Source organism: Paenibacillus sp. PSB04 (assembly GCF_025809195.1).
GTDB classification, from domain to species: Bacteria; Bacillota; Bacilli; order Paenibacillales; family Paenibacillaceae; genus Paenibacillus_AQ; species Paenibacillus_AQ favisporus.
Genome location: NZ_CP081301.1, coordinates 5,186,437 through 5,209,349 on the forward strand (window position 1 = coordinate 5,186,437; position 22,913 = coordinate 5,209,349).

The 22,913-nt window shown below is 50.6% G+C and carries 23 protein-coding genes and 1 pseudogene; 6 read left to right on the forward strand and 18 right to left on the reverse strand.

What is annotated here, in order from left to right; translation table 11 throughout:
* Positions 1-99: 99 nt before the first annotated feature.
* The 4 genes from K2F33_RS23995 to K2F33_RS24010 all read right to left on the reverse strand — a co-directional run bounded on the left by K2F33_RS23995 (position 100) and on the right by K2F33_RS24010 (position 5,971).
* Positions 100-1,776, reverse strand: a complete 1,677-nt coding sequence (locus K2F33_RS23995; protein ID WP_263878976.1) for a response regulator transcription factor — start codon at positions 1,774-1,776, stop codon at positions 100-102.
* Positions 1,776-3,575 (reverse strand): cache domain-containing sensor histidine kinase, encoded by a 1,800-nt coding sequence (locus tag K2F33_RS24000; protein ID WP_263878977.1) that lies wholly within the window; start codon positions 3,573-3,575, stop codon positions 1,776-1,778. The genes K2F33_RS23995 and K2F33_RS24000 overlap by 1 nt, the downstream gene beginning before the upstream one ends.
* Before the next feature lie 373 nt (positions 3,576-3,948).
* Positions 3,949-5,283 carry a sensor histidine kinase gene (locus K2F33_RS24005; RefSeq protein ID WP_263878978.1) on the reverse strand — a complete coding sequence of 445 codons (1,335 nt, stop codon included), beginning with the start codon at positions 5,281-5,283 and terminating at the stop codon, positions 3,949-3,951.
* A gap of 1 nt (position 5,284) precedes the next feature.
* Positions 5,285-5,971 carry a response regulator transcription factor gene (locus tag K2F33_RS24010; protein WP_263878979.1) on the reverse strand — a complete coding sequence of 229 codons (687 nt, stop codon included), beginning with the start codon at positions 5,969-5,971 and terminating at the stop codon, positions 5,285-5,287.
* 155 nt (positions 5,972-6,126) lie between these two features.
* Between K2F33_RS24010 and K2F33_RS24015 the strand changes: the two genes are divergently transcribed.
* The 3 genes from K2F33_RS24015 (at position 6,127) to K2F33_RS24025 (ending at position 8,179) form a co-directional block, all read left to right on the forward strand.
* On the forward strand, positions 6,127-6,336 hold the full coding sequence (locus K2F33_RS24015) for an SHOCT domain-containing protein (protein ID WP_263878980.1): 210 nt from the start codon (positions 6,127-6,129) through the stop codon (positions 6,334-6,336).
* A 106-nt stretch (positions 6,337-6,442) separates the two neighbouring features.
* Positions 6,443-7,495 (forward strand): DJ-1/PfpI family protein, encoded by a 1,053-nt coding sequence (locus K2F33_RS24020; protein WP_263878982.1) that lies wholly within the window; start codon positions 6,443-6,445, stop codon positions 7,493-7,495.
* 36 nt (positions 7,496-7,531) lie between these two features.
* Positions 7,532-8,179, forward strand: coding sequence for a DUF2306 domain-containing protein (locus tag K2F33_RS24025; RefSeq protein WP_263878984.1), 648 nt, complete (start codon positions 7,532-7,534; stop codon positions 8,177-8,179).
* Between the two features lie 115 nt (positions 8,180-8,294).
* On the opposite strand, the gene K2F33_RS24030 is transcribed toward K2F33_RS24025, so the two are convergent.
* Positions 8,295-8,843 (reverse strand): P-loop nucleotide/nucleoside kinase family protein, encoded by a 549-nt coding sequence (locus tag K2F33_RS24030; protein ID WP_263878985.1) that lies wholly within the window; start codon positions 8,841-8,843, stop codon positions 8,295-8,297.
* Between the two features lie 181 nt (positions 8,844-9,024).
* On the opposite strand from K2F33_RS24030, the gene K2F33_RS24035 reads away from it, so the two are divergent.
* Positions 9,025-9,588, forward strand: coding sequence for a restriction endonuclease (locus tag K2F33_RS24035; protein ID WP_089550214.1), 564 nt, complete (start codon positions 9,025-9,027; stop codon positions 9,586-9,588).
* Positions 9,589-9,679: 91 nt separating this feature from the next.
* Here the strand turns inward: K2F33_RS24035 and K2F33_RS24040 are convergent, their stop codons facing one another.
* The 8 genes from K2F33_RS24040 to K2F33_RS24075 all read right to left on the reverse strand — a co-directional run bounded on the left by K2F33_RS24040 (position 9,680) and on the right by K2F33_RS24075 (position 16,573).
* Positions 9,680-10,492 (reverse strand): formate/nitrite transporter family protein, encoded by an 813-nt coding sequence (locus tag K2F33_RS24040; RefSeq protein ID WP_263878986.1) that lies wholly within the window; start codon positions 10,490-10,492, stop codon positions 9,680-9,682.
* Positions 10,467-10,817, reverse strand: coding sequence for a nitrite reductase small subunit NirD (gene nirD / locus K2F33_RS24045; protein ID WP_076165646.1), 351 nt, complete (start codon positions 10,815-10,817; stop codon positions 10,467-10,469). Before nirD ends, K2F33_RS24040 begins: the two co-directional genes overlap by 26 nt.
* A gap of 14 nt (positions 10,818-10,831) precedes the next feature.
* Entirely contained in the window at positions 10,832-13,237 is a 2,406-nt protein-coding gene (gene nirB, locus K2F33_RS24050) for a nitrite reductase large subunit NirB (RefSeq protein WP_263878987.1), read from the reverse strand.
* Positions 13,238-13,472: 235 nt separating this feature from the next.
* Positions 13,473-13,958 (reverse strand): VOC family protein, encoded by a 486-nt coding sequence (locus K2F33_RS24055; RefSeq protein WP_412973941.1) that lies wholly within the window; start codon positions 13,956-13,958, stop codon positions 13,473-13,475.
* Positions 13,959-14,362: 404 nt separating this feature from the next.
* A complete protein-coding gene (locus K2F33_RS24060; protein ID WP_089547263.1) occupies positions 14,363-14,866 on the reverse strand; it encodes a DUF1572 family protein in 504 nt (167 codons plus the stop codon).
* A gap of 52 nt (positions 14,867-14,918) precedes the next feature.
* Positions 14,919-15,350 carry an NUDIX hydrolase gene (locus K2F33_RS24065; protein WP_263878993.1) on the reverse strand — a complete coding sequence of 144 codons (432 nt, stop codon included), beginning with the start codon at positions 15,348-15,350 and terminating at the stop codon, positions 14,919-14,921.
* Positions 15,351-15,671: 321 nt separating this feature from the next.
* On the reverse strand, positions 15,672-16,130 hold the full coding sequence (locus K2F33_RS24070; RefSeq protein ID WP_263878994.1) for an NUDIX domain-containing protein: 459 nt from the start codon (positions 16,128-16,130) through the stop codon (positions 15,672-15,674).
* 47 nt (positions 16,131-16,177) lie between these two features.
* A complete protein-coding gene (locus tag K2F33_RS24075) occupies positions 16,178-16,573 on the reverse strand; it encodes a VOC family protein (protein ID WP_263878996.1) in 396 nt (131 codons plus the stop codon).
* A 162-nt stretch (positions 16,574-16,735) separates the two neighbouring features.
* On the opposite strand from K2F33_RS24075, the gene K2F33_RS24080 reads away from it, so the two are divergent.
* Both K2F33_RS24080 and K2F33_RS24085 read left to right on the forward strand, forming a co-directional pair.
* Positions 16,736-17,218 (forward strand): nucleoside deaminase, encoded by a 483-nt coding sequence (locus tag K2F33_RS24080; RefSeq protein ID WP_263882438.1) that lies wholly within the window; start codon positions 16,736-16,738, stop codon positions 17,216-17,218.
* Between the two features lie 111 nt (positions 17,219-17,329).
* On the forward strand, positions 17,330-18,241 hold the full coding sequence (locus tag K2F33_RS24085) for an AraC family transcriptional regulator (protein WP_089547259.1): 912 nt from the start codon (positions 17,330-17,332) through the stop codon (positions 18,239-18,241).
* A 100-nt stretch (positions 18,242-18,341) separates the two neighbouring features.
* Here K2F33_RS24085 and K2F33_RS24090 read toward each other — a convergent pair.
* The 5 genes and pseudogenes from K2F33_RS24090 to K2F33_RS24110 form a co-directional block, all read right to left on the reverse strand.
* Positions 18,342-18,577: pseudogene (locus K2F33_RS24090) on the reverse strand (isochorismatase family protein); the annotation flags it as partial.
* Between the two features lie 179 nt (positions 18,578-18,756).
* Entirely contained in the window at positions 18,757-19,434 is a 678-nt protein-coding gene (locus K2F33_RS24095) for a DUF3995 domain-containing protein (protein ID WP_263879000.1), read from the reverse strand.
* A 12-nt stretch (positions 19,435-19,446) separates the two neighbouring features.
* Positions 19,447-20,505 carry a hypothetical protein gene (locus K2F33_RS24100; protein ID WP_263879002.1) on the reverse strand — a complete coding sequence of 353 codons (1,059 nt, stop codon included), beginning with the start codon at positions 20,503-20,505 and terminating at the stop codon, positions 19,447-19,449.
* 166 nt (positions 20,506-20,671) lie between these two features.
* Positions 20,672-21,331, reverse strand: a complete 660-nt coding sequence (locus K2F33_RS24105; protein WP_263879004.1) for a response regulator — start codon at positions 21,329-21,331, stop codon at positions 20,672-20,674.
* A gap of 43 nt (positions 21,332-21,374) precedes the next feature.
* Entirely contained in the window at positions 21,375-22,820 is a 1,446-nt protein-coding gene (locus K2F33_RS24110; protein WP_263879006.1) for a sensor histidine kinase, read from the reverse strand.
* Positions 22,821-22,913: the final 93 nt, after the last annotated feature.

Consider the following 22,913-nt stretch of genomic DNA (forward strand, 5'->3'; position numbering starts at 1 on the left):
TGGGAACAGTTGAAAGCGTTTCCCCTGGTGCATGTGAGTATTATAGTTCACCCGGCATGACAGCAAATTCTACTTATTTGACTATTTACTCCACATATTTTACGGTTTCGACCGCTGTCGTTCCGGACGGAGGCTCTCCACATAAGCATGCGGTGTCATCCCGGTCAGCTCCTTAAACACTTTGAAAAAGTAGTTATATGTCGTAAAGCCCACTTGGCTGCTGATTTGTTTGACCGAATATTGATCGCTCTCCAGCAGCTTTTGGGCCGCATCGATGCGTATGCGGTTCACATATTCCGAGAAGTTGCACTGCGTCTCCTCTTTAAATAAACGGCTTAAATAAGAGGGATTGAGCCCGATGGAAGCTGCCACCATTTCCAGGTTGATATAACCTTGATACCGCTCCAATATAAAATGGATAGCCTGCGAGACATGCCGGGAATAGCTGCCTCCAGCACGCTGACGCTTCAATAAATTCAGCAAGGCGGTAAAGTAGGATTTCAGCCATTCCTCAAGCTCATCCATGCTGCCGATCCTCCCCAGATCGCGTCGCGGTGGGAGTTCGGACATGGCGGCTTCTGCTGCAGGCGTGGAAATGGACTTTTTCAGAGCTTTGTCGCCGGTTTGAAGCAGCTCGCTGACAATCATCTGCACTGCAGGCGAATGAAGCGGCTGATGGCATACAGAACCGCAGACGGAGGCGATCAACTGCTGCATCCTTTCCTGGTCCAGACTTTCCAGGGCAAGAAGCAACTGTTTCTGTTCCTCAATGGTCAAGGCAACGCGAAGATGCTGCACGTTTGGTTTTTCTTTTGCAGCAGGCTCCTTATGGGTTACATGTTCGGATGGTATTCCATTCTCCACGGCAGGAGAGGTATCGAGCGCCTTTTCGGCCGATCTGTAGCTCGTCCCCAGCTGCATCAAGCTAGCACATGGATGCCCAAGGGCATAGACAGATTTCAAATTCAGCATCAGCTCCAGCGCATGCTGAACTTTGCCCATCCAGCGGTGCGCCTCGCTGCTGCCGGCATGTTCGCTGCGCTCCTTGAACGCAAACACGACCATCAGCCGCCCGTTCTCCACATAAGCGGCCGTCCGCTCATGGATATCTCCAAGGCTCTGCTGCATCACATCGACCGCCTGCTGCACCAGACGGTTTGTTTGGCTGTCGCTGAACGATTCCGTCAGCAGCAGGAACGGGATGATCTGCAGTGCCGCTGCCGCATAACGGACAGCACCTGGATACAAACCTTCCAGCCCGCCCGCAGCCTCAAGGCTACCTGCCCCTTCCCCGTTCTCTCTCACCAGCTCGGCAATGCGGCTTCTGATCAATACGGGTTTCATCGTCTCCGCCATTTTTTTGCTCGCCAGCCTTCCTTCCTCCACCCGGTCTTCTTCCTGCAAATCCTTAACGGCTTTGCCCAAAACGTTCAGCAGCAGCGCCTCATCAAGCCGGTGCTTGAGCAAATAGTCGACCGCCCCATTCCGCAAGCATTCGCGGACATAATCGTAATCGTCATAACTGCTGAGCATGATCGTCTTAACCGACGGATACCGCTCACGGAGGATGCCTTGGAGCTCTACCCCGTTCATCTCCGGCATGTTCACATCGATAATGGCGATGTGGGGCTGCGACTCCTCCATCATCCCCAATGCTTCCGTCCCGCTGTATGCTTCGCCAACGAACTCGAACCCGTGCTTCTTCCAGTTGAATAACGTTCGAATGACATTGCCAATCAACGGCTCGTCGTCGATCAACAGTACTTTAAACATCATCAGACCACCTCTTCATCAGATTGATCGCTGTTACGAATTTGCGGAAAACGAATTTCTACCTTTGTATATAGTCCCGGCTCGCTGTATAAGCTCAAACCGTACGATTCGCCGAACATTCTCACGATCCGTTCGTTTGCATTGCGTACACCCATGCTGCTGAAGCGTGACGGCATATCCTCACGTCCCGCTGCTCCAAGAAGAGCGTCGATCTGGTCCTGTGTCATGCCCCGGCCGTTGTCCGTGACTTCGATTCTCAGTTCTTGATGCTCCGCATAGACCCGAATCAGGACGAAGCCCCCTTCCCCGGATGGACCGATGCCATGCATAATCGCATTCTCGACGAGAGGCTGGAGCATCAGCTTCAGCACACGGCAATCCAGCAAAGCGTCGTCTTCGATCTGTGTGTGCACCTCGATGGGTTCCAAATATTTGTATTTCACGATGGATATGTAGCTGTTCACATAGTCAAGCTCTTCGCGCAATGTTAAAAATTCGTTGGAGTTCCCAAGTAAACCCCGCATGAGCTCAATGAGCGAGCCGGATACTTCCTCGATATTGGGCACCCCGTTCAGCTTGGCCAAGTACTTGATCGTATTCAGCGAATTGTACAAAAAATGCGGACGAATTTGCGCCTGAAGGGCGGTCAGCTCGGCCTCCCGCTTCTTCTTCTCGCTTAATCGGATGCCTTCCATCAACCGTTGCAATTCGTCTACCATGCTGATGAACACGCGGTACAGCTGTCCGATTTCGTCCTTGGAGTGAATCTCCGTTCGGGGAAACGACAGATTCCCGTCCTTCACCTGCATCATCATCGATCTGAGCCGACGAATATTTATTGTGGTCCGCGAAGAAACCTGATGGGAACCGATCAGGATGACGATAAAGACGATGATCGATACCTCGGTCATCAAATTACGGATTCGCGTCGATTCGCTAAGTAACGAATCAAGCGGAATCAGTGCCAGCGTGCTCCAGCCCGTATATTCGGAATGGCGGCTGACCACGATGTAGGACCTGCCGTTGATCTTCTGCTCCACGACGTCGTTATCTCTGGCAAGCTTCCCTTTGATCTGGACGATTCTGTCCAGCGGAGGCGCATAAGAAGACGGCCCAGACTCGGATTGATACACATAGCCGTTCTGCTCATCAAGAACATACAGCATGCTGTCCGCGGTCGGTTTGACCCCGTACGTTTTTTTAATAAAGTCATAGTCCAAGTCAACCATGACGATGCCGACCGTCTCGCGGTTATAGCGAATCTCGCGGCCGACGGTAATGGCATCCGCAGTTCCTTCCGGCTTAAAATACGCATGACGCGATCCATTGTGCAGCATGTAGTTGAGCATCGGAGTACCCAGAACGCTCCGGTCCATCCAGGGACCGCCGGTAAAAAATACTTTTCCGTTCAGCCCGACGACCGCCATGCGGGAAATATAAGGCTTATATTGAATCAATCCGGATAAATACTCCGTAATCCGTTTCTGTTCCAGGAACCATTCATAACTGGGCTCTTCGTTTGGGCTCATGATCGTATTGATCACCGTATTTTTATTGGTTACGACAACCGTGTTCAGCCGGTCGATCTCCTCGAGCATCACATTAAGTGATTCATCCGCCTGCCGGATGCTGTCCGAGACGGAAGTGACCGCGTTATGCTTGATCGTCTCGCGCATATTCACATAGACGATGGCAGTGACGGAGACGATGGACAGAAATGTGATCAGGCCGAATGCCATAAAGATTTTTCCCTGGAAACTCGTTTGCGGCCACAGCCATCTTCGCAGCGTTGATAAATTCATATTATACCACCCTTATTAGTCTGCTTTAAATTCGTTTTATATGGCGTTGGACAGGCAATTTATATGCAAGCGCTTCCCAATCCTCAGAAAAAAATATTCGCTTGTTTCTCTAAGGTTACTGCTGGAAGAGATGGTAACACTTTGTACTTACGCAACAAAATGACAACTTTCCAATTGGCACGGGGCTGCTTCTTAACGGGGGAAATTTATACATATTATATAAAGGAAAACAAAAAATTGTCGAGTCAACCTGACATATTGCCAAATCAGGAGCAACTGAACGAAATAGAAGCAGCTGCTTAAACGCAAAAAAAGCCGGCCGCCGAATGGCAGTGACCAGCCTATTTCAAAGTGTTATCCGCAGTAAGCTCCATCAAGAAAGATGTAAGTCTGCAGCTGGAATCCAGCCCGTCAGCCTTGCGCCTCCCTGCGGATCGTTGCTTGCCGTGAGTTCGCCTCCATGCTGCCGGATAATTCGCTGCGAGATGGTTAACCCCAGGCCGCTGCCTCCGGTCGAACGGTTTCTGGACGCTTCCCCGCGGTACAGCGGTTCGAACACGCGCTCCAGCTCTTCCGCCGTGAACCCCGGCCCGCTGTCTCGGATCATAAACGCGATTTTGCCTTCTTCCTTGTTACATCGGACATCTATCGTACCGCCTTGCGGGGTGTGCCTCACCGCATTATCCAGCAGGTTGCTCAGTGCGCGTTCCAGCAGATGCGCATCTCCGCTAACGATGCAATCGGCGGCCAGATGGCTGTTGATCACAATACTTTTATGCCCGGCACCGGGACTCAAGCTGTCGATGGATTGCTGGAGCACGACCGGTAAATCGATTGGCGCCTTGTTCAATGGACGATCCCAATACTCCATTTTTGTAAAAGTAAACAGGTCTTCCACCAACCGATCCAGCTGGGCCGATTTCTCCTTGCAAACCGCCACATACTTTGAAATTTTCTCCGGCGTTTGGGCAATGCCTTGCTCCAAGCCGTCCAAATATCCCCTCAGGGCGAACAACGGAGTACGCAAATCATGCGCGACCGCGGATATGACAAAGCGCCGTTCTTCCTCCAGCTTTACCTGCTTCTGGTATGAGCTTCGCAGCCCTTTTACCATCACTTCAAATCCGTCCCCTACTTCAGCGATTTCCGTAATTCTGGACTTCGGTAACCGCACCTCCCAGTCGCCTGAAGCAATTTGCCTGGCGGCCCGGCTCATCTTCTCCAGGGGCTTCAGCAGGAACCTCCGCATCTCTACGCCAACGATGAAAAAAGCGAGCAGCAATCCGGCAAACGCCGATATCATCGGAAGCGTATTGGACTTGGGCAGGTAAAGAACCACCCTTCCAAGCAAATGACCGTTCTCGATAACGGAGAACCGCTCGGTTGACCGCAAACCACCTTCACGCTCGGTTGACCGATAAATCTCCTCATCAGAACCTGATAATATGACCGCGTCCAGCTTGGTTTGACGCAGTTCGCTTTGCAGTTGGCCTTGCCAGTTCGGATCCCGCCATTGGCCCGAGCCCATCTCAATCATGTGAATGGCCTCGTTTATATCTTTCCGCAGACTTTCATCGTATGGCTGGTTTGAGCCGATTTTTAGCGAATGGGTTTCCAGAAAGTTGGCTGCAACGAAAAATACCCAGGGCACGAGCGTGATCATAAATAGGCAGAGTATCGTAAATGTGCGAATGCGAAGTGTTTTCATCTTATCCTCCCTCGAAGCGATACCCTACTCCCCACACGTTGACCAGGAATTGCGGATGATTTGCATCAACCTCTATTTTCTCCCGGAGCCGGCTGAGATGGACCCGAATCGTATGACGGTCGCCGATCCCTTCCCAAAACTTGGCGAGCAGCTGCTCGTAGGAAAATACATGCCTTGGATGTTCGGCGAACAATCGCAGTAAATCGTACTCCTTCGGGGTGAGCACGATGCCGACCCCATCCACAAAAACTTCCCTGGTGGACAAGTTTAATTGGATCCGGCCGTAGTCAAGGACCCTTTCCTTCGTATGCTCCCGCGAAGCGGTGCGCCGCAGGACGGCTTTTACCCTGGCGACAATCTCTCCCGGAGAAGCCGTCTTCACGATATAATCGTCGCCGCCGAGCGTCAGCCCCCGGATCTTGTCCACGTCATCGCTGCGCGCGCTCAGAAAAAGGATCGGAACGTCGCTATCCGTGCGAATCCGGCGGCATAAATCAAACCCGTTTTGTCCCGGCATCATAATATCCAGAATGATGGCGTGAACCGTATTCCGTTCGAACATGTCCCACGCCTCTGCCGTATCGCAGGCCGTGATCACACGAAAATTGTCATTCTCCAAAAAGTCCTTCAACAGTTCGACGATGCTGGGGTCGTCGTCTACAACGAGAATCGTATGGCCTCCGCTCATGTACATCCCACCTTCGCATCTAGTTTATCATCTTTTTAGGGAAGAGCTAACTGCCCTACCCATTTTGTGATGCAATGTTTATCGTTTTGTGACACTTTTATTTCTTCATTCGAGATATTCATTTGATAGGATGTTGTTCGTGAAGGAGGTTGACCATGGATAACAGCAGTGTATACGTGTTTAGCGCTTTGTTTTGTATCACGCTTTTTTGTTTTTTGGTGGTTCGGATTTATTCCATTCGTCACAAGTCCGGTAACAGCCCCCGCCGGGAGGATGGCATTGCCTGGATTCTCAAAAACCGGATGGCCAAAGGTGAAATGGACGAACAGGAATATAGCCGGCTTAAGGACTTGCCGACCAAATAACGATGATGACCCATAATGTACCGTTCGGCGATCGTGTCCCGCGTAAAAACACAAGAGGCTGATGTTGAATGTACGGGCTTCGTCTTCAATGAAGGAGGATGTATCGATGTTAACCGTTCAAATCGTTCTTTTTGATGGCTTCGACCTGCTGGATGCCTTGGCACCTTATGAAGTTTTCTGTGCCGCGGCGATGATGTCCAATGATGCGTTGGAGGTGAAGCTTGTCACCGCCGAAGGAGCAAGAGCTGTGGCCAGCGGCACCCAGGGCCTGCCTATTGAAGCAGCCGGCAAACTAGATCCAAACCGAGCGGGGATTATTCTCGTTCCCGGCGCAGCCGGGGATGTCGAAGGCGACGGTCCCGATTCCGTCCCAGCCATATTGGCACGAACCGCAAATACCGAATTGACCGGCATGATCAGGGAAGCGCTCGGAAGGAAAGACATCATTGTCTCCACCGTATGCGGCGGATCCTTGGTTTTGGCCATGGGAGGTTTGCTGGAAGGCAGACGGGCCGTTACGCATCATCTGGGCATGGACGTTCTTGGCGCAACCGGTGCTCTGCCGGTTAAGGCACGTGTCGTGGACGACGGCAATTTGGTTAGTGGCGGAGGCGTAACGTCCGGGTTCGATGTTGCCCTGCATCTGGTGGAACGCGAGCTTGGCCCTCGGATCGCCCATGCGATCGAGGAGCTGTTCGAATACGAGCGGAGAGGTATCGCGTGGCGGGCACAGGGGATGGTGCCGAACTCGGAAAAGACCAAAACAGACAAGGAATCGAACCTTGTGCTGAGTACTGAAGCGGTGAATCCACCGTCCCCTCCCCTTCAAAACACATTCGAACAAACAGAGTCCGTTTTCGACGGAGACTGGGATGTGACCATTGCAACGCCCGTGGGCAAAATGGATGTCAAGCTCTCGATCGCAACAAGCCATGGTGAAGTCCACGGAACGGCCACCCAAGGGGATGAAACGGTCAAATTTATGAGTCCCGTCATTCAAGGCAACAAGCTGACCTGGTCCCAGCAAGTGACCAAGCCAATGCGTTTAAACCTGAAATTTGATGTAACCGTCGATGGCGACGAGCTGCACGGCACCGCCAAAGCCGGCGTGCTTCCGGCCTCCAGGGTCGTCGGTAAGCGCTTGAAATCAACTTTTTAACAATGAAATGAAGTGCTATCGGGGGTTGTGAATGAAGTGAACAAACGAAATATCTTATATGGTGTGTTGGTTTGTGTCAGTATTTTGTTTATCCTTTACGCTTTATTGGATAATTTTATAATTGATCCCGGGGCGGAAGGCTTTTTAAGCCATAAAACCGGTCTTAAACGTGAAATTCACCTCCCGGCGTGGTTAAGTGTCATGCGCATACATGTTGCTTTTGCGTGCATCGCCATGGCGGCTGGGCTTGTCAATTTTTCCAACCGCATTTTTCAAAAAAGCCGCAAATTCCACCGGATCAACGGATACCTATATATGGTGTCGGTGCTTCTTGTCGTTATCACTTCCGGGTATATGGCCCCTTACGCCACCGGAGGAAAGGTGACGAGCATGGCGTTTAACGCGCTGAATTTAATCTGGCTGTTCATTACAGTGACGGCACTCGTTCAAATTAAGAAGAAACGGGTCATTCGGCACCGCAACTGGATGATTCGAAGTTATGCGTTTTGTTTTACGAACCTGCTCATTCATCTGATCACATCCGTCCTTCAACAGGGCTTTGGGTTGGAATATGCTTTGAGTTATACCGTCGGCGTCTACGGCGCGATCGTGCTGCTGCTGATTGTTCCAAATATTCTGATCAAAACGATGGGGATATCGCGAAAAATTACTGTAGAACTGTAATAAAAATTGTGCTGAGATGAGAAGTGCTAATGTTCCTCCTGTAGAACTGCGAAAGGCTGCCGTGCGTACGGCAGCCTTTTAGTAATCCGCTGAACAGACCAGCAGAATCTGCCGGCTATTGTTGCTCTATCACATGTTCTACGACGATTTCTCCTTCCCCCTGAGGCTCTTCAAACGAGTTAAGAAAATGGTTCAACGTCTCCTCGGTAATAGGAAAGGCGGCGTTCGCATCGAAACGTTGGCTCCGGACCTTGAGGCGCTTTCGCAATTCATCAGGGTGTACTTTTAAATAAATTAACTTCCACTTTCCTCCCGAATGTTCAATAAGCCGTTTATAGTCATCTCTCGCGGAACGGCTCCAAAAGCTGGAGTCGACCACAACCTGCTTTTTGTCTTGAACGAATGTTACTAGCTTTTTTCGCAAGCTTGCATGCGCTTCATCCAGGTATGCTCTGTATTTCTCAACCGGATAATCGATTCCGTAACGGCCATGCGTGTTCCACACCTCCTCGTCAATAGAAAGACGGATGTATCCTTGTTCCTCCAATCTCTGGGAAAATGTAGTTTTCCCAGAACCGGCGATCCCGCACATGAGCACGACTAGAGCAGTGTCACGATCCCGTTCCCGCTCCAACCATTCCTCGATATTCAACGTATCGGTCATTTATCTATCACACTCCATGTTTTTTATGTATTTACTTTACTCTCTAACGGTCGTGTTCAGCCAGCAAGTCATTTGAAATGACTTCCTTCGTTGACGCGATTTTGATATAGTGGATAGGAACAAACATTCGGATATTTGGAGGAAACCTAATTTGCCTACTACCTTGGATACAACGACCATCATGATCGCCGGGCTTGTTGCCCTGCTCCTCGTCCTATTCGTCATACGTTTGGTCAGAAACCGCAGAAAAAGGATCCGCCGGGAGGCGAATCCGCGCAAGATTACGATCAAGGATATCGATTTAATGGCAGACGGCTCTGAATTTGAGCTGTATCTCTTCCGGCTGTTTCACGAGCTCGGATATAGAGAAGTGTATCAAACGACAGCCAGCCGTGATTTTGGAGCCGACTTGGTATTTACGGATCAGAACGGACTAAGGAACGTCTTACAGGCCAAGCGCTATGGCAACAGCAACCCGGTCAGCATCGGAGCGGTTCAGGAGGTATATACCTCGATGCGTTACTATGAAGCTGAACGGGCCATCGTGCTGACCTCCGGCAGATACACCGATGCCTGCCGCATCCTGGCGGCCGTGAACGGGGTGAAGCTGTTGGACAGAGAAGATCTCGAGGAACTGATCATTCTATTCAAAAGCCGCCGTTACGATGAAGCCATGGCTATCATTGAGGAGCCTGCTGAGACGGAAGCGCCAACGTGGAAGCCAAAAGCCAAAAAAGCGACCTGATGGAGCGTACCGCGCTTTCTTGGTTTTCATTCGGGCTGCACCCCTGGGGCTCTATAAAGGAAGGCTCACGGCGTTTGACTATTTCACATCATTAACTTGCAGACCTTTTGCTTTGCGGCAGAGTTTCGATCTCCACCTTCTCTTTATCTTTCGTCATATACCAATAAGCCATGCCTACGAATACGCTGCCGCCAACCATATTACCGAGGGTAACCGGAATCAGGTTTGCGGCCAGCCCTCCCCAGGTTACCGTGTCTGGATGCGGGATGAAGAGCGAGACCGAGAGCAGCGTCATGTTCGCCACACTGTGCTCGAACCCGGAGGTAATAAAGGCGAACAGACACCAGAAAATCATGACCAGCTTGGCGGTCTCATCCTTCAGCTTCATGGAGCACCAGACGGCAAGACAGACGAGCGTGTTACATAAAATTCCCCGCATGAACAATTCCATAAACGGTGCATTCATTTTAACAGCAGCCGTGCTGTTGATGAATTCGGCCGTTCCCCCTTTCGCCAGTCCCGTCCATACGAAGATCGCCGCGACCAGCAAGGATCCGGCAAAATTGCCGAGGTAGCTGTACAGCCATATTTTAAGCGTATCGAGCCAAGTCGTCTTCTTGTTCAGCGTGCTGACCACCATGACCATATTGTTGCCTGTAAACAAGTCCGATCCGGCCATCAGGACCAGACTCAAAGCGATACCAAAGCTGGCTCCCATGACGATCTTCATGGCGGGTGCGTGAACCGGCGCGAGCAGTCCGCCGATCGTAAAGATCAGTATGATGCCGAGACCAACGAACAAACCGGCAAGCATCGAGGATACAAAGTATTTGCCTATACTCCGGTTCATGAGGCTAACCTTGTTTACCCCGGCGGTTTCAACGATCTGAATGGTGTTTTTCATGCTCTTTCAGTCCTCCAATATAGACGTAACCGTCGATGACCGCGGTTTCGTAGGTCTGGATGCAGCCGTCGTCCGGCTTTTGCACTTCCCCTGTCGTAAGCGAAATTTTCCAGTCGTGCAGCGGACAAAAGACAAATTCACCCGACACAATCCCCTCAGCCAGCGGACCGTTCTTATGGGGACACCGGTTGCTTACCGCCCGCACCTCCCCGTTTGACAGCCGGAACAACGCAACCGACTCATCGCCAACGCGTACCTCCTTGCCAATCTGCGGCTTCAGCTCCTCCAGCTTCATCACTTTCATCATTTCTCTCGTCACGCTCATGCCCTTCCCTCCCCTTATGGTCTCTCCACGGTATACATCCGGCGGCGTTCCTCGTCTTCCAGCGCGGCTGACCATGCTTCGCGATACGTTGTTTTTGCATGCTCGAAGCGGCTGGCTAAACCGGCAATCTCCTGCTCATTGCCCAGCATTTGGCGCACCCAATCCGTGCCCATGCGCTTTACCCATGGGGCTGTGCGTTCGCCGTAAATGCCGGTTTCCCGGTATAGCTGTACGTAGGCTTTAGCCAACAGGATCACCTCATCCTCTGTCGCTACCGTCGTCAGGCTGTCGCATTCCCGGACCTCGGTGCCGCCATTTCCGCCAAAATACAGCTGGTATCCGTTCTCCACGCAGACGACGCCAAAATCCTTCGTCAATACTTCGGCACAGTTTCGCGGACAGCCGGTCACGCCCATTTTCATTTTGTGCGGCGTATCGACCATCTCGATCTCCTGTTCCAACCGGATGCCAAGCCCTAACGAATCCTGGGTGCCGAACCGGCAAAATCTCGAACCGACACACGATTTAACGTTACGCAGCGACTTGGAGTAGGCGTACCCCGAACGCATCTCCAGCTCCTCCCAAACATTCGGGACGTCTTCCTTCTGTACGCCGTACAGCCCGATGCGGCTTGCGCCCGTAATTTTCACCAGGGGCACGTTGTATTTCTTCGCGACTTCGCCGATGCGGATCAAATCCTCCGGTGTCGTCGTCCCGCCATACATCCGCGGAATGACGGAGAATGTGCCGTCCTTCTGCATGTTGCCTTCCATTCGTTCGTTGACATATCTGGATGCCTTATCGTCGGCATACGTCTCGGGATGAAGCATCCGCAAATAATAATTCAGTGCCGGACGGCACTTCGAGCAGCCTTCCTCGGATGCAAACCCGAGCACGATACGTGTCTCCCGCGGCAACTGCAGACCTTTCTCGCGAATGGCGGCCACCACCTCATCACGGGTAAGCTTGGTGCAGGCGCACATGCCTGCCGCCTTCTGCGCCGAAGCGTCGAATTTGTCGCCCAGCGTATGCGCGAGGATCGCCTCAACCATGCCGCGGCATTTGCCGCACGAGCCTCCGGCTTTGGTCACAGCTTTCACTTCGTCGAACGTGGTCAGTCCGTTCTCGAGAATGGCGCCGACGATGCGTCCCTTGGTTACGCCGTTGCACCCGCAAATCGTTTCGTCCGCGCTGATCGACGCGACATCGAGTCCGCTGTCTCCCCCGGCTTTATGAAGAACGGAGGCACTCGTATATTCCTGAATGTCGCTGCCCTTCTTCAGCAGGCTGAACAGCCGGGTTCCGTCGGATACGTCCCCGTACAGCACGACACCGACGATGCGGTTCTCGCGAACCAGAATCTTTTTGTAGGATCCGGCGACCTCGTCCTGCACAACGATGGCTTTCGTGTCCGCATCCGCATGGATTTCTCCGCCGGAAAACAGATCGCATCCCGCTACCTTAAGCTGCGTGGACAACACGCTGCCCGCGTAACCTTCCGTTGGCCGGCCCGTAAGGTGGTCCGCAAGCACAATGCCCTGTTCATACAATGGCGCCACCAGACCATAGGCTATGCCGCGGTGTTCAGCGCACTCGCCTACGGCATAAATTGAAGGGTCCGTCGTCTGCATCAGGTCGTTGACTTGAATCGCCCGGCCAACCGCCAGTCCCGCGTCCCGCGCCAGCGCTGCATTGGGACGAATGCCGACGGCCATGACGACAAGATCGCATTCGACGTTCGTTCCGTCTTCAAACCGAAGCCCTTGTACTCTCCCATCACCGTAAATTTCCGTTGTTTTCTTTTCCATTAGAAACTTCATGCCCTGGGCTTCCAGGTCCTGCTGAAGCAGCTTAGCCGCTGCCGAGTCGAGCTGCATTTCCATCAGATGCGGCAGCAAATGAACGACATGGACCTCCATCCCCTGGTTCATCAATCCGCGAGCTGCTTCCAGGCCGAGCAGTCCGCCGCCGATCACGACCGCCTTTTTGTATTGTTTAGCCGTTTCCAGCATCACTTTCGTGTCTTCAATGGTGCGGAAACCGACGACGCCTTCCAGGTCATGTCCTGGTACAGGTAAAATAAACGCGCTGGATCCGGTCGCGATAATGAGCTCGTCGTAGGGGACCACGGTTCCCCGGTCGGTTCGGACTTCCTTCGACGCCCGGTTAATCTCTACAGCCCGTTCCTTGGACAGCAATTGTATGTTATTGGACTGATACCAGTCCCAATCGTTAATCGTGATTTCTTCAAACGTTGTTTTCCCTTGCAGCACAGGGGACAGCATAATTCGGTTATAGTTGGGATACGGCTCATCCCCGATCATCGTTATCTCGTAGCGGTCGCGGTCCCGGCGGAGAATTTCCTCGATACACCGCGCCCCTGCCATCCCGTTGCCTATCATCACCAATCGTCTGCTCATAAACACGCCTCCCGTGCAACCTTGTGAAATTAATTACATTGATATCGTAACGGATATGGGAGGCTTTGCCTGTGAAGTAAATCACAGTGGCTTTGTTGAAACAAAAAATTTGTGAAGGCCAGGAATTTTACGGCGTTATTGAGATGACCTCCAACGGTGAGACGCAAAAGCGCAAAAGGCCACCCTGATGGATGGCCTTGATTTCGAACCTTTGTATTTTACTCGGGTAAGAACTCTAATTGTCGTAAGCTTGCTGCAGCGCCTTTATGTCGATTTTCTTTTTCGTCTGAAGTATGGCTTGCATGACTCGCCCTGCTCTTGCCGGGTCGGGGTCACAGATCATCTCCGTTAAATGGCTGGGGATGATTTGCCAGGATACGCCGAATTGATCTTTTAACCAACCGCAAACCTGGGCCTTTTCGTCTCCTCCTTCGGAGAGCTTATCCCAATAATAGTCCAGCTCCTCCTGATCATCGCAATGAACGATAAAAGATATGGCCTCATTGAACTTAAAATGCGGACCCCCATTCAGCGCGACGAATGACTGCCCTTCCAATTGAAATTCCACGGTCATCACCGTTCCCTCTACACCCCGGCTTTCCGGACCGTAGCGGGCAATTCTGCCGATTTTGGAATCATGGAAAATGGACGTATAAAAATTTGCCGCCTCTTCTGCTTGAGAATCGAACCACAGGTTTGGGGTAATCTTGTGCAATTTCATTCGCGTCATACCTCCTGGCTATAATCATTCTATGATGATTGTAGCCTATCAAGGGAACCGGCGTTTCTTTTCGATTGCTTTGTTTCTAGTTTTCATGGCAGCTAATCGTGAGGTATACGCCATCCCCTTTGCACCCAGCTTCTGATCGATCGAACAACAGCAATGATGAATGAGATGAATAACAACCCGGAAGCTACATACCAAAGAACGGCTTGAAAACGGTCAGGTTCAGGAGGCTCACCCACAGGACCTGTCTCGGGGATCATCGGATGCAGGCACAGATATCCTGCCCGTAACGAGCAGACTGCCGAGATCAACGATGAGATCGCAAGCAGCACCCATTTCATTTTTTCCATACCCTTTCCCCTTTCCGAAAAATGTACAGAACTACAGTTTCTGATTCTTCAGTCCCAAGTTAACTCGCCTTTTCTCATTTTGGCAATATAAATGATCTGTCCCGTATGGTAGTGCACTTCTCTGAACATCGCCATCATCAGATTTAGGGCTGTCGTTTCGTTGTTCACTTGGCTGTATGTAAGCGGCGGCAGATAGAGGAAAGGCTGGGACATCAATCGCTCCGGCTCGGATTGAAGCTGTTCAAGATACTGAAGAATGATATCAAACGCTTCTTTTGTATGCTGATATGCCTCTTCTTTCGTCATCATCAGTCCACGTTCGAATTCCTTCTCCCTGTCCCGCTTGTCCGGAATGTTACACAGGATCGTCTCGACCCGAGAGTGGGCAGCGCCCCGAATATGCGCAACCAAATTAGCAATACTGTTGCTTTCCGGAGTCGGGTGCCAGGTAATATCTTCTTCCGACACTTGTTCAATGGCTTTAAGCGTCCCTCTTTGTTCGGATATCAGCTTGACCTTCATGCTTTGGATAAACTCGAGTGCTAGTTCCATGTTCACACCCCTTCCTTTATTAGCCCGAACATTATGGATCCCCTACTGATCCCTATTCGATCCATTGTCTTGGCCCCACCTTGTGAAACAGCTCATGGTTTGGGGTATTGCGAAGTGCATCTTCGATCCGTCTGCATGTGAAATAACTAATGGGTCTAGGCAGTTCGTCTCTTGAATAAAATCCGCATTCCATAATTTCAGGCGAGCTTGGCTGAGGCGCACGGGTATCTTTACTCGTCGCAAGGAACACAAAGTGATGAATGTCATAATCCGGATCGTAATATATGCCTGTTAGGTTCCCGATAAGCACTTCCATGCCGACTTCCTCAAATACTTCCCTTTTTGCGGTTTCCTGAGCCGACTCGTTCTCTTCCGCCTTACCGCCGGGAAGGTCCCAATTGTGTTTGCCATAGCTGTGTTTTACCAGCAGCACTCTTCCCTCAGCATCCAAAATTATAGCCGCGGAGCCAATTAACTTTGGCATGGCTAGTCCTCCCTATGGGTATTGAAAGATATTTAATCGACTTCAATTCATGAAGGTCTTGTTGTTTTTCCAAAATTCTCCTGCCTATTATACCAGAACATATATTCTGAATCATCCCTGAAAATAACATAACCCTCAACAGATTTCTGCTTTCTCAAATCCACATAAAAAAAGAAGCCGCTCAGGCTCCCTTATCACTCTCATTTGTTAAATCATTCGATTTTCAGCAAACGAACAACCTCACCATCCCAAAGGTCATCGCTAACTTTCTGAAACCTCAAAGATTCGTATAAATGACCTGCGGTTATTCACCTGAATCACTTAATTCACATCACCGAGATACCGGACGTTCATTTCATTATTCACTAAATGATGTCCAAGCGCTTTCGGATACAGCCTGATGTGATCGAGTTGACGAATATCCACCCATTCTACGCCGATCTGATCCTGGTCGGGATGGGTTCCATTCAACCGTGCCGGCGCCTCCTGTGCAAGCGAGCAGACAAAATAAAACTCCACTTGATGAACGTCATGATCCCATGCTGCGAACTCATGATTTTTCCCGATGTACTCGCGCACGTAAACAAGGTCCTGCACCTCAACTTGTACTCCAAGTTCTTCGATGCATTCCCTCTTGAGGGTCTCTTTCAGTACTTCTCCGTGCTCCTGGCCGCCGCCGGGGAACAGGTAGAAAAAACCGTCGTTATCCTTGTTTTTGGTCAATAACAATTTGCCTTGCTGAATGATGATCGCTTTCGCAGAGTTTCTAATTGGCTTCATGCTAACCTCACGATTTCTAGATTTTTTATGTGATATGGATGTAGGCTTTAAAATCCGTTATGTTGGACAAGGTCCAGCCGATTTCCATAGATATCCTCGAAGACCGCCTCAATGCCCCATGGGACCTCTTTCGGTTCACTGAGAAAATGAACTCCGTTTGCCTTCATTTGTTCGTAATCTCGATAGAAGTCATCGGTTTGGACGACGAGGAATACGTGGTTCGCTGCTTGGGTTCCAACCCTGTCCTGCTTAGCCTCCGTGTCTGCCACCACAAATACGATGGCGGTTTGCGCATCCTTCGACGGAGCTACGGTGACCCATCTCATGCCGTTCCCGAAATGGTTGTCCGTTAACAGAACGAACCCTGCCTTTTCTGTGTAAAATTCAATCGCTTCGTCAAAATTGTTAACCAGCAGCGTAACATGTCCTATTTTTTGCTGCATAAATGCTCACTCCTCGTTGGTATATGAAAAAGCTCATTGGTCCTGAACCTTTTTTATATTTTTCCTTCGGCCATCTCCATGGTAACATTTCCGCATAACAGAAAAAAAGAAGAAGTTGACGGAATGAATCGGCTTCTACATCCGTAAAAGGAGGTTCTTATGATGATTCAGGAAAATGATCTGAAGCATCTCAGACGCTGTGTAGCGTTGACCAAAGCCGCTCTAGAGGAAGGAGATGAGCCCTTTGGCTCCATACTTGTCTCTGCCGATGGTGAGGTACTGGCGGAAGACCATAACCGCGTAGCCGGCGGCGATCATACCCGGCATCCGGAATTTGAGCTGGCACGTTGGGCGGCCCTGAACATGACGACGGAAGAACGAAGCAAGGCGACGGTCTATACTTCAGGCGAGCATCGCCCGATGTGCGCTGCGGCCCACGGCTGGGTTGGATTAGGCCGAATTGTTTATGCCAGTTCGTCCAAGCAGCTGATGCAATGGCTGGAGGAAATCGGAGCTTCCCCACCACGTGTACGAAGCCTCCCGATCCAGGATGTAATTCGTGACACGGTCATCGACGGCCCTGTTCCTGAACTTGCTGAGCAAGTTCGCGATCTTCATCGCCAATTTTATGCGCAGATTCGATAACCCCATAGCCCCGATATGATATACGGCTGTTCAGAACATCCATCCATTCTTGCCTGATGTCAGCTCCTTTGTTATTCTTACCGTATGTTTGAACAAGGAGGCGTTCTGAAAATGGATCGAGAAATGCAACCCAACGGACTCGAACCCTATTTGTCTGAATTATCCGGGCGGCTAAATCAGCTGTTGCAGACGGATGGATTACATATAACAGAGATCCCGTCGCTGCACATGATGCGGGCCACGGCGACGTCCGAACCTATTCATAGCATGTACGCGCCTTCTTTATGCTTCATTGTCCAGGGTGCCAAATCCGCAGCGCTTGGTCAAGAAATATACCATTACAATCCGACCACGTACCTCGTAACATCCGTCCATCTCCCGATCAAAAGTGAGATCACCGAGGCATCACCTGAGGTTCCGTTCATTGGGCTTCACTTGGAGTTTACGCCGGATCAAATTCTGGATATACTGCAGCATACAGATCTGGCCTGGCCTGAAGAATCCGAGCCGGGAAGCGGCATATTTGTCGGCAAGACGAATTCGCAACTGCTTGATGCCCTGCTGAGGCTGGTAAAATTGTTCGACCAACCTGCCGAAATCCCTATCCTGGCTCCTTTGATTACACGGGAGATTCTCTTCCGCGTTCTGCAGGGCGAGCAAGGCCATTTGGTCAAGCAGTTTGCGGTGATCGGCAGCCAAGCGCACGCCATTGCGAAGGCCATTCAGCTCATCCATCGTGATTATTCCAAACCGCTTCGCGTTGAGGAGCTGGCCAAAGAAGTAAATATGGCCGCGTCGTCTTTTCACAAACATTTCAAACAGGTCACGGCTCTGAGCCCGCTGCAATATCAGAAGCGGATTCGACTACAGGAAGCGAGACATCTCATGATCAGTGAAAAAATGGGGGCAGCCGATGCCGCTTTCCAGGTTGGATATGAAAGTCCTTCCCAATTCAGCCGCGAGTATGCCCGATTGTATGGTCTGCCGCCTAAAAGTGATTTGAAGCAAGCTTCCATCCAGTAAGAGTTGTCCCTCATTTCTTAGATGAAGCCAAGCTGCCCCACAAGAACAGCAAGCCCGATCTCGATGAGATTGGGGCTTGCTCTCTTTATGATGAACAAATTTAATTAATCATGTTAAGGATTTGTTCACTGGTGCGTAACTTCCCGATTCGGTGAAAAATCGTACAGCACACATGCTCATGATCTTTCTTGGTGGATGGGGCATCGCATCTTCTGCAAACACATGGTGATATTCATGCTGATAGGCTTCACGGGCCGTCGTATCCACACCAATGGATGTCGAAATGCCGCACAGGACGATCATATCAATGCCGCGCCGACGAAACTTCAGGTCGAGAACAGATTAAAGTACACCCAAGCGCTGTTCAGCAGAAGCAAAGGTCACCGTTTTTAATTAATGTTATTAATTATTCATAATATAAATCACAAGGACATTGGTACCGGATCACTGCAAAAAGCCGCTAATTTAGCGGCTTTTTGGTATATGAACCCTCCACTTTCCTAAAACGGATCATGTCAAAAACTCAAAATATCGGAAAAATCGAATACAATCGACGCAATTAATAACAAAGTCAGAAGTGATACGATCACAACAAATCGGATCATCCACAGCCGGAATCTTGGGAGCATCACCCCGGAAGCATGAGCATAGTGCGCGGCAGCCAGCCCGCTCATTATGCCCATGATCAGAAACCATGGTTCATAAAAAATTAGATCCCATATAGCTAGCCGTTCTTTGTCAATGACCGCCCACCCTTTCAGCTCCAGAGGAATAGCCCCAACCAGGAACAGCGTCTTGGTAACGATCCCAGTTGTCCCATGAGCTATGAGGATAGAGGTGCTGAACAGAGTGGGGATCAAAATCAACTGGCGGGGAATTCTTTTGCGCCTGAAATGGGGGACCCATGCGGGAACCGTAAGCCCCCATGGCTTGACAAGACCAAGCAGAATAAAACCGCAGATTATGATTAGAACTCCCGCTCCATAACTAGCCATGCTGAACCCTTTCGGATTGGAAAGCTGTCCATAACCGCCAATGATGCCGGCAGCCGCTTCATAAAAGCGCACAAAAACGGCATAAAGCAGCGCCCAACAGAAACCTGCATATGCTGGCCAAACCGACCGCATAGTAAAACGTTCAAAGGCATTCATCACCTGCGTGGTTGAAGTAACGCTCGTGTGATCTTTGTCCATGGCCTCCCCCTATTAAGCCCGGTTACAAAAACCGCAACCGCCTCGCCGACGGTAATAGTAAGTAACGGCTGCAATGGCAAGCGCCACACCCCAAGGCACCCATAATATCATCGGGCCGATGCCCCCTTGAACAGCATTCAGCGGGAAACCATCGAGTGGGATGAAGTTAAAGCGGATACCCAAATAAGCAAAACTGAACACAACGCCAGCTGCAGTGACCGGGACGGCTACGAACAATGCAGGAATGACCGCCAGTGAAATGGGCACCCTTTTGCCCCCTACAAATGGAAACCAACGCGGAAACACTTCTCCCCATTTCTGGATCAACCCAAGAGTCAACAGACCACCTCCAATGCATAACGAGCCAAACACCCATTCCGTTACATAAGCCATCGGATTCATCCTAGGGAAGTCCCGTACGAAGCTTGGGTCGACCCCCATAGGAATATGAAGTGCCCAAGCAAACCGGGATATCGCATACGGAACGGGGGCTACAGCGGCAATGACCGCTGCGATGCGACCAACTCTATTCAGCAACCGGTGATTCCCACTTTCCTTTCGCCCGCAATGCATGCAGGCATCTAACGATTTACGCCGGTATCCTAATCCGGCAAAAGCCCACAGGCAAGCGCCTAATATACAGACCAATTGATAAAACATTTGCCCGGTAAAAGTGAACTTAAATAAAAAGGCGTAAGCCATACTCATGATCAAACTGATATCCGGAATAAACAAAATTAACGCGATTGCGAATCCCCAAGCATAGCTTTGTATAAGCCAACGAGGAAGAATGCCGATCCGGACGTTATGCATAGCAATGCCGACAAGTATGCTGACAAAACAGATCATCATGGAAATCAGACCGGCCGTTTGTTGGGGAATATAGGTAATTAAGGCCGAAAATATTCCCATGTTTCCCTGCTTATAAGGATATCCTTCTCCGCCTAGCAGCCAGTAAAGCTGAAGCCCCCCATAGATCAGCGACCAGATGATCGCTGCGCTGCCGATCCAAGCTGGCCATCGATTCAAAAATCCGCCGGTCCCCTTTTCCCGTTGTACAATCGCAGTCATCGCACTCACCCTTATCATGTATTATTTGCAGAAGCGAAGATCTGCAAGCTTCGGCTTCGTTAAAAATGATACATTAGGGTACATGGTTTGAAACGCTTCTTGAGGACCGTTTAGACACCCGTCTGGAGATCTGTTTAGCGGCAGGACTTAAAGTTCGTTCAGTGGCCTAATTCGGCTCCATCAACCCTTTCTGCCAGGCAAATACGGCAGCTTTGGTCCGATCCAGCATATGGAGTTTGCTTAAAATATTGCTTACGTGGCCCTTCACCGTTTTTTCGCTGATAATGAGCTTCTCGGCAATTTCGGCATTTGACAGTCCTTCGGCGATCAGGCGAAGCACCTCAAGCTCACGATCACTCAACTCGGCAAAAGGGTTGGCATCCTCATGCCGTGATTCGCGAATTCCCTGAACTACGCGAGCGGCCACCTGCGGATGCATCATCGATTCTCCGCGAACGGATCTTCGTACGGTCTCGACCAATTGGCCTGGTTCGATATCCTTCAGAACATAAGAGACCGCACCAGCCCGAAGGGCAGGAAAAATATGCTGATCATCGTGAAATGAGGTCAATACAATGATCTGCGATCTTGGACTGACCTGCTTTACCCTCTGGGTTGCTTCTACGCCCCCGATGCCGGGCATGACCAAATCCATAAGCACGATATCGGGCACCAGTTCCTCGGCTATCCGAACGGCTTGTTCTCCTGAATCCGCCTCCCCAACGACAAGGCAATCCGGCTGTATTTTGAATAATGCGTGCAATCCCTGCCTTACAATCGCGTGATCATCAACAATCAGAATGGTGATCTGTTCCAATTCTGTCACTACGGCTCACTCCCACATTAGAAATCTATCATTACCAGTAAACTCAGCTTATTTCCTTTTGGTTTTCACGGGTATAGCACTGTGCTGTTATCAAGGTACCTTTGCCAGGTTGACTCCAAATATCTAGCTTTCCGCCCAGGGCTGCCATACGCTCTCTCATGGATGAAAGCCCGACGCCGGGACGGATGTGCAGTTCATCAAAACCGCGGCCGTTATCCCGAATCATGAGCGTTATGGAATCGCTGCACTCCAAACGAACCGTCACTTCTCTGGCCCCGCTGTGACGGGCCGCATTAGATAAGGCTTCCTGCGCAATCCTGTAGAATGCTTCCTCGATGGCCGGTAGCGCCATATCGTCGCCAAATGATTCAAATGCAGCCGCAATGCCTGTCTGCCCCTGCCAAGCCCGTACATACTCCGAGAGAGCCTTGGGCAGATCTTTACCTTCCAATGCAATCGGTCGCAGTGCCAATATAAGAGCATTCAGCTCCCTCTGCATATGGCCAATCAGCTTTTCCGCTTCCGCCAAATGCGATTTGGCAGTTTCTTTATCCTGTTCAATCAAGGATCTTCCGGTATTTACCCAAATAGAGACTGCAAACATTTGCTGCTTGATGCTGTCGTGCAGCTCCCGTGCCAAACGATTGCGCTCTTCGACCGCCGCCAAATCCTGCCGTGTCCGCAGCAGCTGTTGGAGCTGTCCGGCCATATGATTTAGCCTGTGACCCAGTTGTCCCAACTCGTCACCGGAATGGTCCTGTACAAACACGGAGAAATCACCTTCACTCCAGCGGTTCGCCGATGTGAGAAATTTCTGAATCCGGCGGACAAGACTCCGAGATGTTACAATGCCGAATGCAATACCGACAATTGTGGCACCAACCAGAAATCCCAACAGACTGATCCCGAAGAAACTAGCCGCATTCGGAATAAACTGGCTGAAGGTTTGGGATGCCAGATGGATATGGCTCGCCTTGACCACAAGAACCGCCCGAACTTCCACGTTATTAGCAATCGGCGCTACGATATATACCGTATCTTGGACCTTAGCTGTATAAGTCCTTAATGTCTTGGCCGCTGTGGGCACTAGTGCAAAGGTTGACTGGATGTTCAGCCGGACTTTATCAGGTATGTGAAGCATTCGGCTGTCAGGCATAGAATCACCTGAGAAGGCCAGAATCTCGCCGTCTGGGTCAACCACGGCCGAATAACCTTGGAATTCAGCACCGAATTCGGCCGGCCACTCCCGTAGAGCTTGATCGAGCTTGTTTTGGTTGATATAAGGCCCGCTGATGCTTGAAGCAGCATTTTGGGCAACGGTCCCAACCTGCATGGCAAGGACTTTGTTCGTATTGAGATTCACAAAAGCATAATAACCCAAAACGGCAATCATCTCGAGCAGAATCATGACGACAATCGTTGTAAGGATATAAAATAAGGTCAATTTCCACTGCAGCCGATGAAATCGTCCGGATTTGTTCGCTAACACGGTGAATCCCCTCTTTTTCTGATCAAATCATACCGCCCCATCCGCTTGTAATAGGCGATTCGATTATAGCATGGAAACATTAACCAAAGACAA

Bases quoted from the DNA above. Each gene is read 5' to 3' on its own strand.
- K2F33_RS24095 (WP_263879000.1), bottom strand. From the start codon at position 19,434: ATGGACAAAGATCACACGAGCGTTACTTCAACCACGCAGGTGATGAAT.
- K2F33_RS24100 (WP_263879002.1), bottom strand. From the start codon at position 20,505: ATGACTGCGATTGTACAACGGGAAAAGGGGACCGGCGGATTTTTGAAT.
- K2F33_RS24020 (WP_263878982.1), top strand. From the start codon at position 6,443: ATGTTAACCGTTCAAATCGTTCTTTTTGATGGCTTCGACCTGCTGGAT.
- K2F33_RS24085 (WP_089547259.1), top strand. From the start codon at position 17,330: ATGGATCGAGAAATGCAACCCAACGGACTCGAACCCTATTTGTCTGAA.
- K2F33_RS23995 (WP_263878976.1), bottom strand. From the start codon at position 1,776: ATGATGTTTAAAGTACTGTTGATCGACGACGAGCCGTTGATTGGCAAT.
- K2F33_RS24070 (WP_263878994.1), bottom strand. From the start codon at position 16,130: ATGAAGCCAATTAGAAACTCTGCGAAAGCGATCATCATTCAGCAAGGC.
- K2F33_RS24060 (WP_089547263.1), bottom strand. From the start codon at position 14,866: ATGGAACTAGCACTCGAGTTTATCCAAAGCATGAAGGTCAAGCTGATA.
- K2F33_RS24075 (WP_263878996.1), bottom strand. From the start codon at position 16,573: ATGCAGCAAAAAATAGGACATGTTACGCTGCTGGTTAACAATTTTGAC.
- K2F33_RS24010 (WP_263878979.1), bottom strand. From the start codon at position 5,971: ATGAGCGGAGGCCATACGATTCTCGTTGTAGACGACGACCCCAGCATC.
- K2F33_RS24080 (WP_263882438.1), top strand. From the start codon at position 16,736: ATGATTCAGGAAAATGATCTGAAGCATCTCAGACGCTGTGTAGCGTTG.
- K2F33_RS24000 (WP_263878977.1), bottom strand. From the start codon at position 3,575: ATGAATTTATCAACGCTGCGAAGATGGCTGTGGCCGCAAACGAGTTTC.
- K2F33_RS24015 (WP_263878980.1), top strand. From the start codon at position 6,127: ATGGATAACAGCAGTGTATACGTGTTTAGCGCTTTGTTTTGTATCACG.
- nirB (WP_263878987.1), bottom strand. From the start codon at position 13,237: ATGAGCAGACGATTGGTGATGATAGGCAACGGGATGGCAGGGGCGCGG.
- K2F33_RS24065 (WP_263878993.1), bottom strand. From the start codon at position 15,350: ATGCCAAAGTTAATTGGCTCCGCGGCTATAATTTTGGATGCTGAGGGA.
- nirD (WP_076165646.1), bottom strand. From the start codon at position 10,817: ATGAGCGTGACGAGAGAAATGATGAAAGTGATGAAGCTGGAGGAGCTG.
- K2F33_RS24035 (WP_089550214.1), top strand. From the start codon at position 9,025: ATGATCGCCGGGCTTGTTGCCCTGCTCCTCGTCCTATTCGTCATACGT.
- K2F33_RS24030 (WP_263878985.1), bottom strand. From the start codon at position 8,843: ATGACCGATACGTTGAATATCGAGGAATGGTTGGAGCGGGAACGGGAT.
- K2F33_RS24005 (WP_263878978.1), bottom strand. From the start codon at position 5,283: ATGAAAACACTTCGCATTCGCACATTTACGATACTCTGCCTATTTATG.
- K2F33_RS24055 (WP_412973941.1), bottom strand. From the start codon at position 13,958: ATGAAATTGCACAAGATTACCCCAAACCTGTGGTTCGATTCTCAAGCA.
- K2F33_RS24040 (WP_263878986.1), bottom strand. From the start codon at position 10,492: ATGAAAAACACCATTCAGATCGTTGAAACCGCCGGGGTAAACAAGGTT.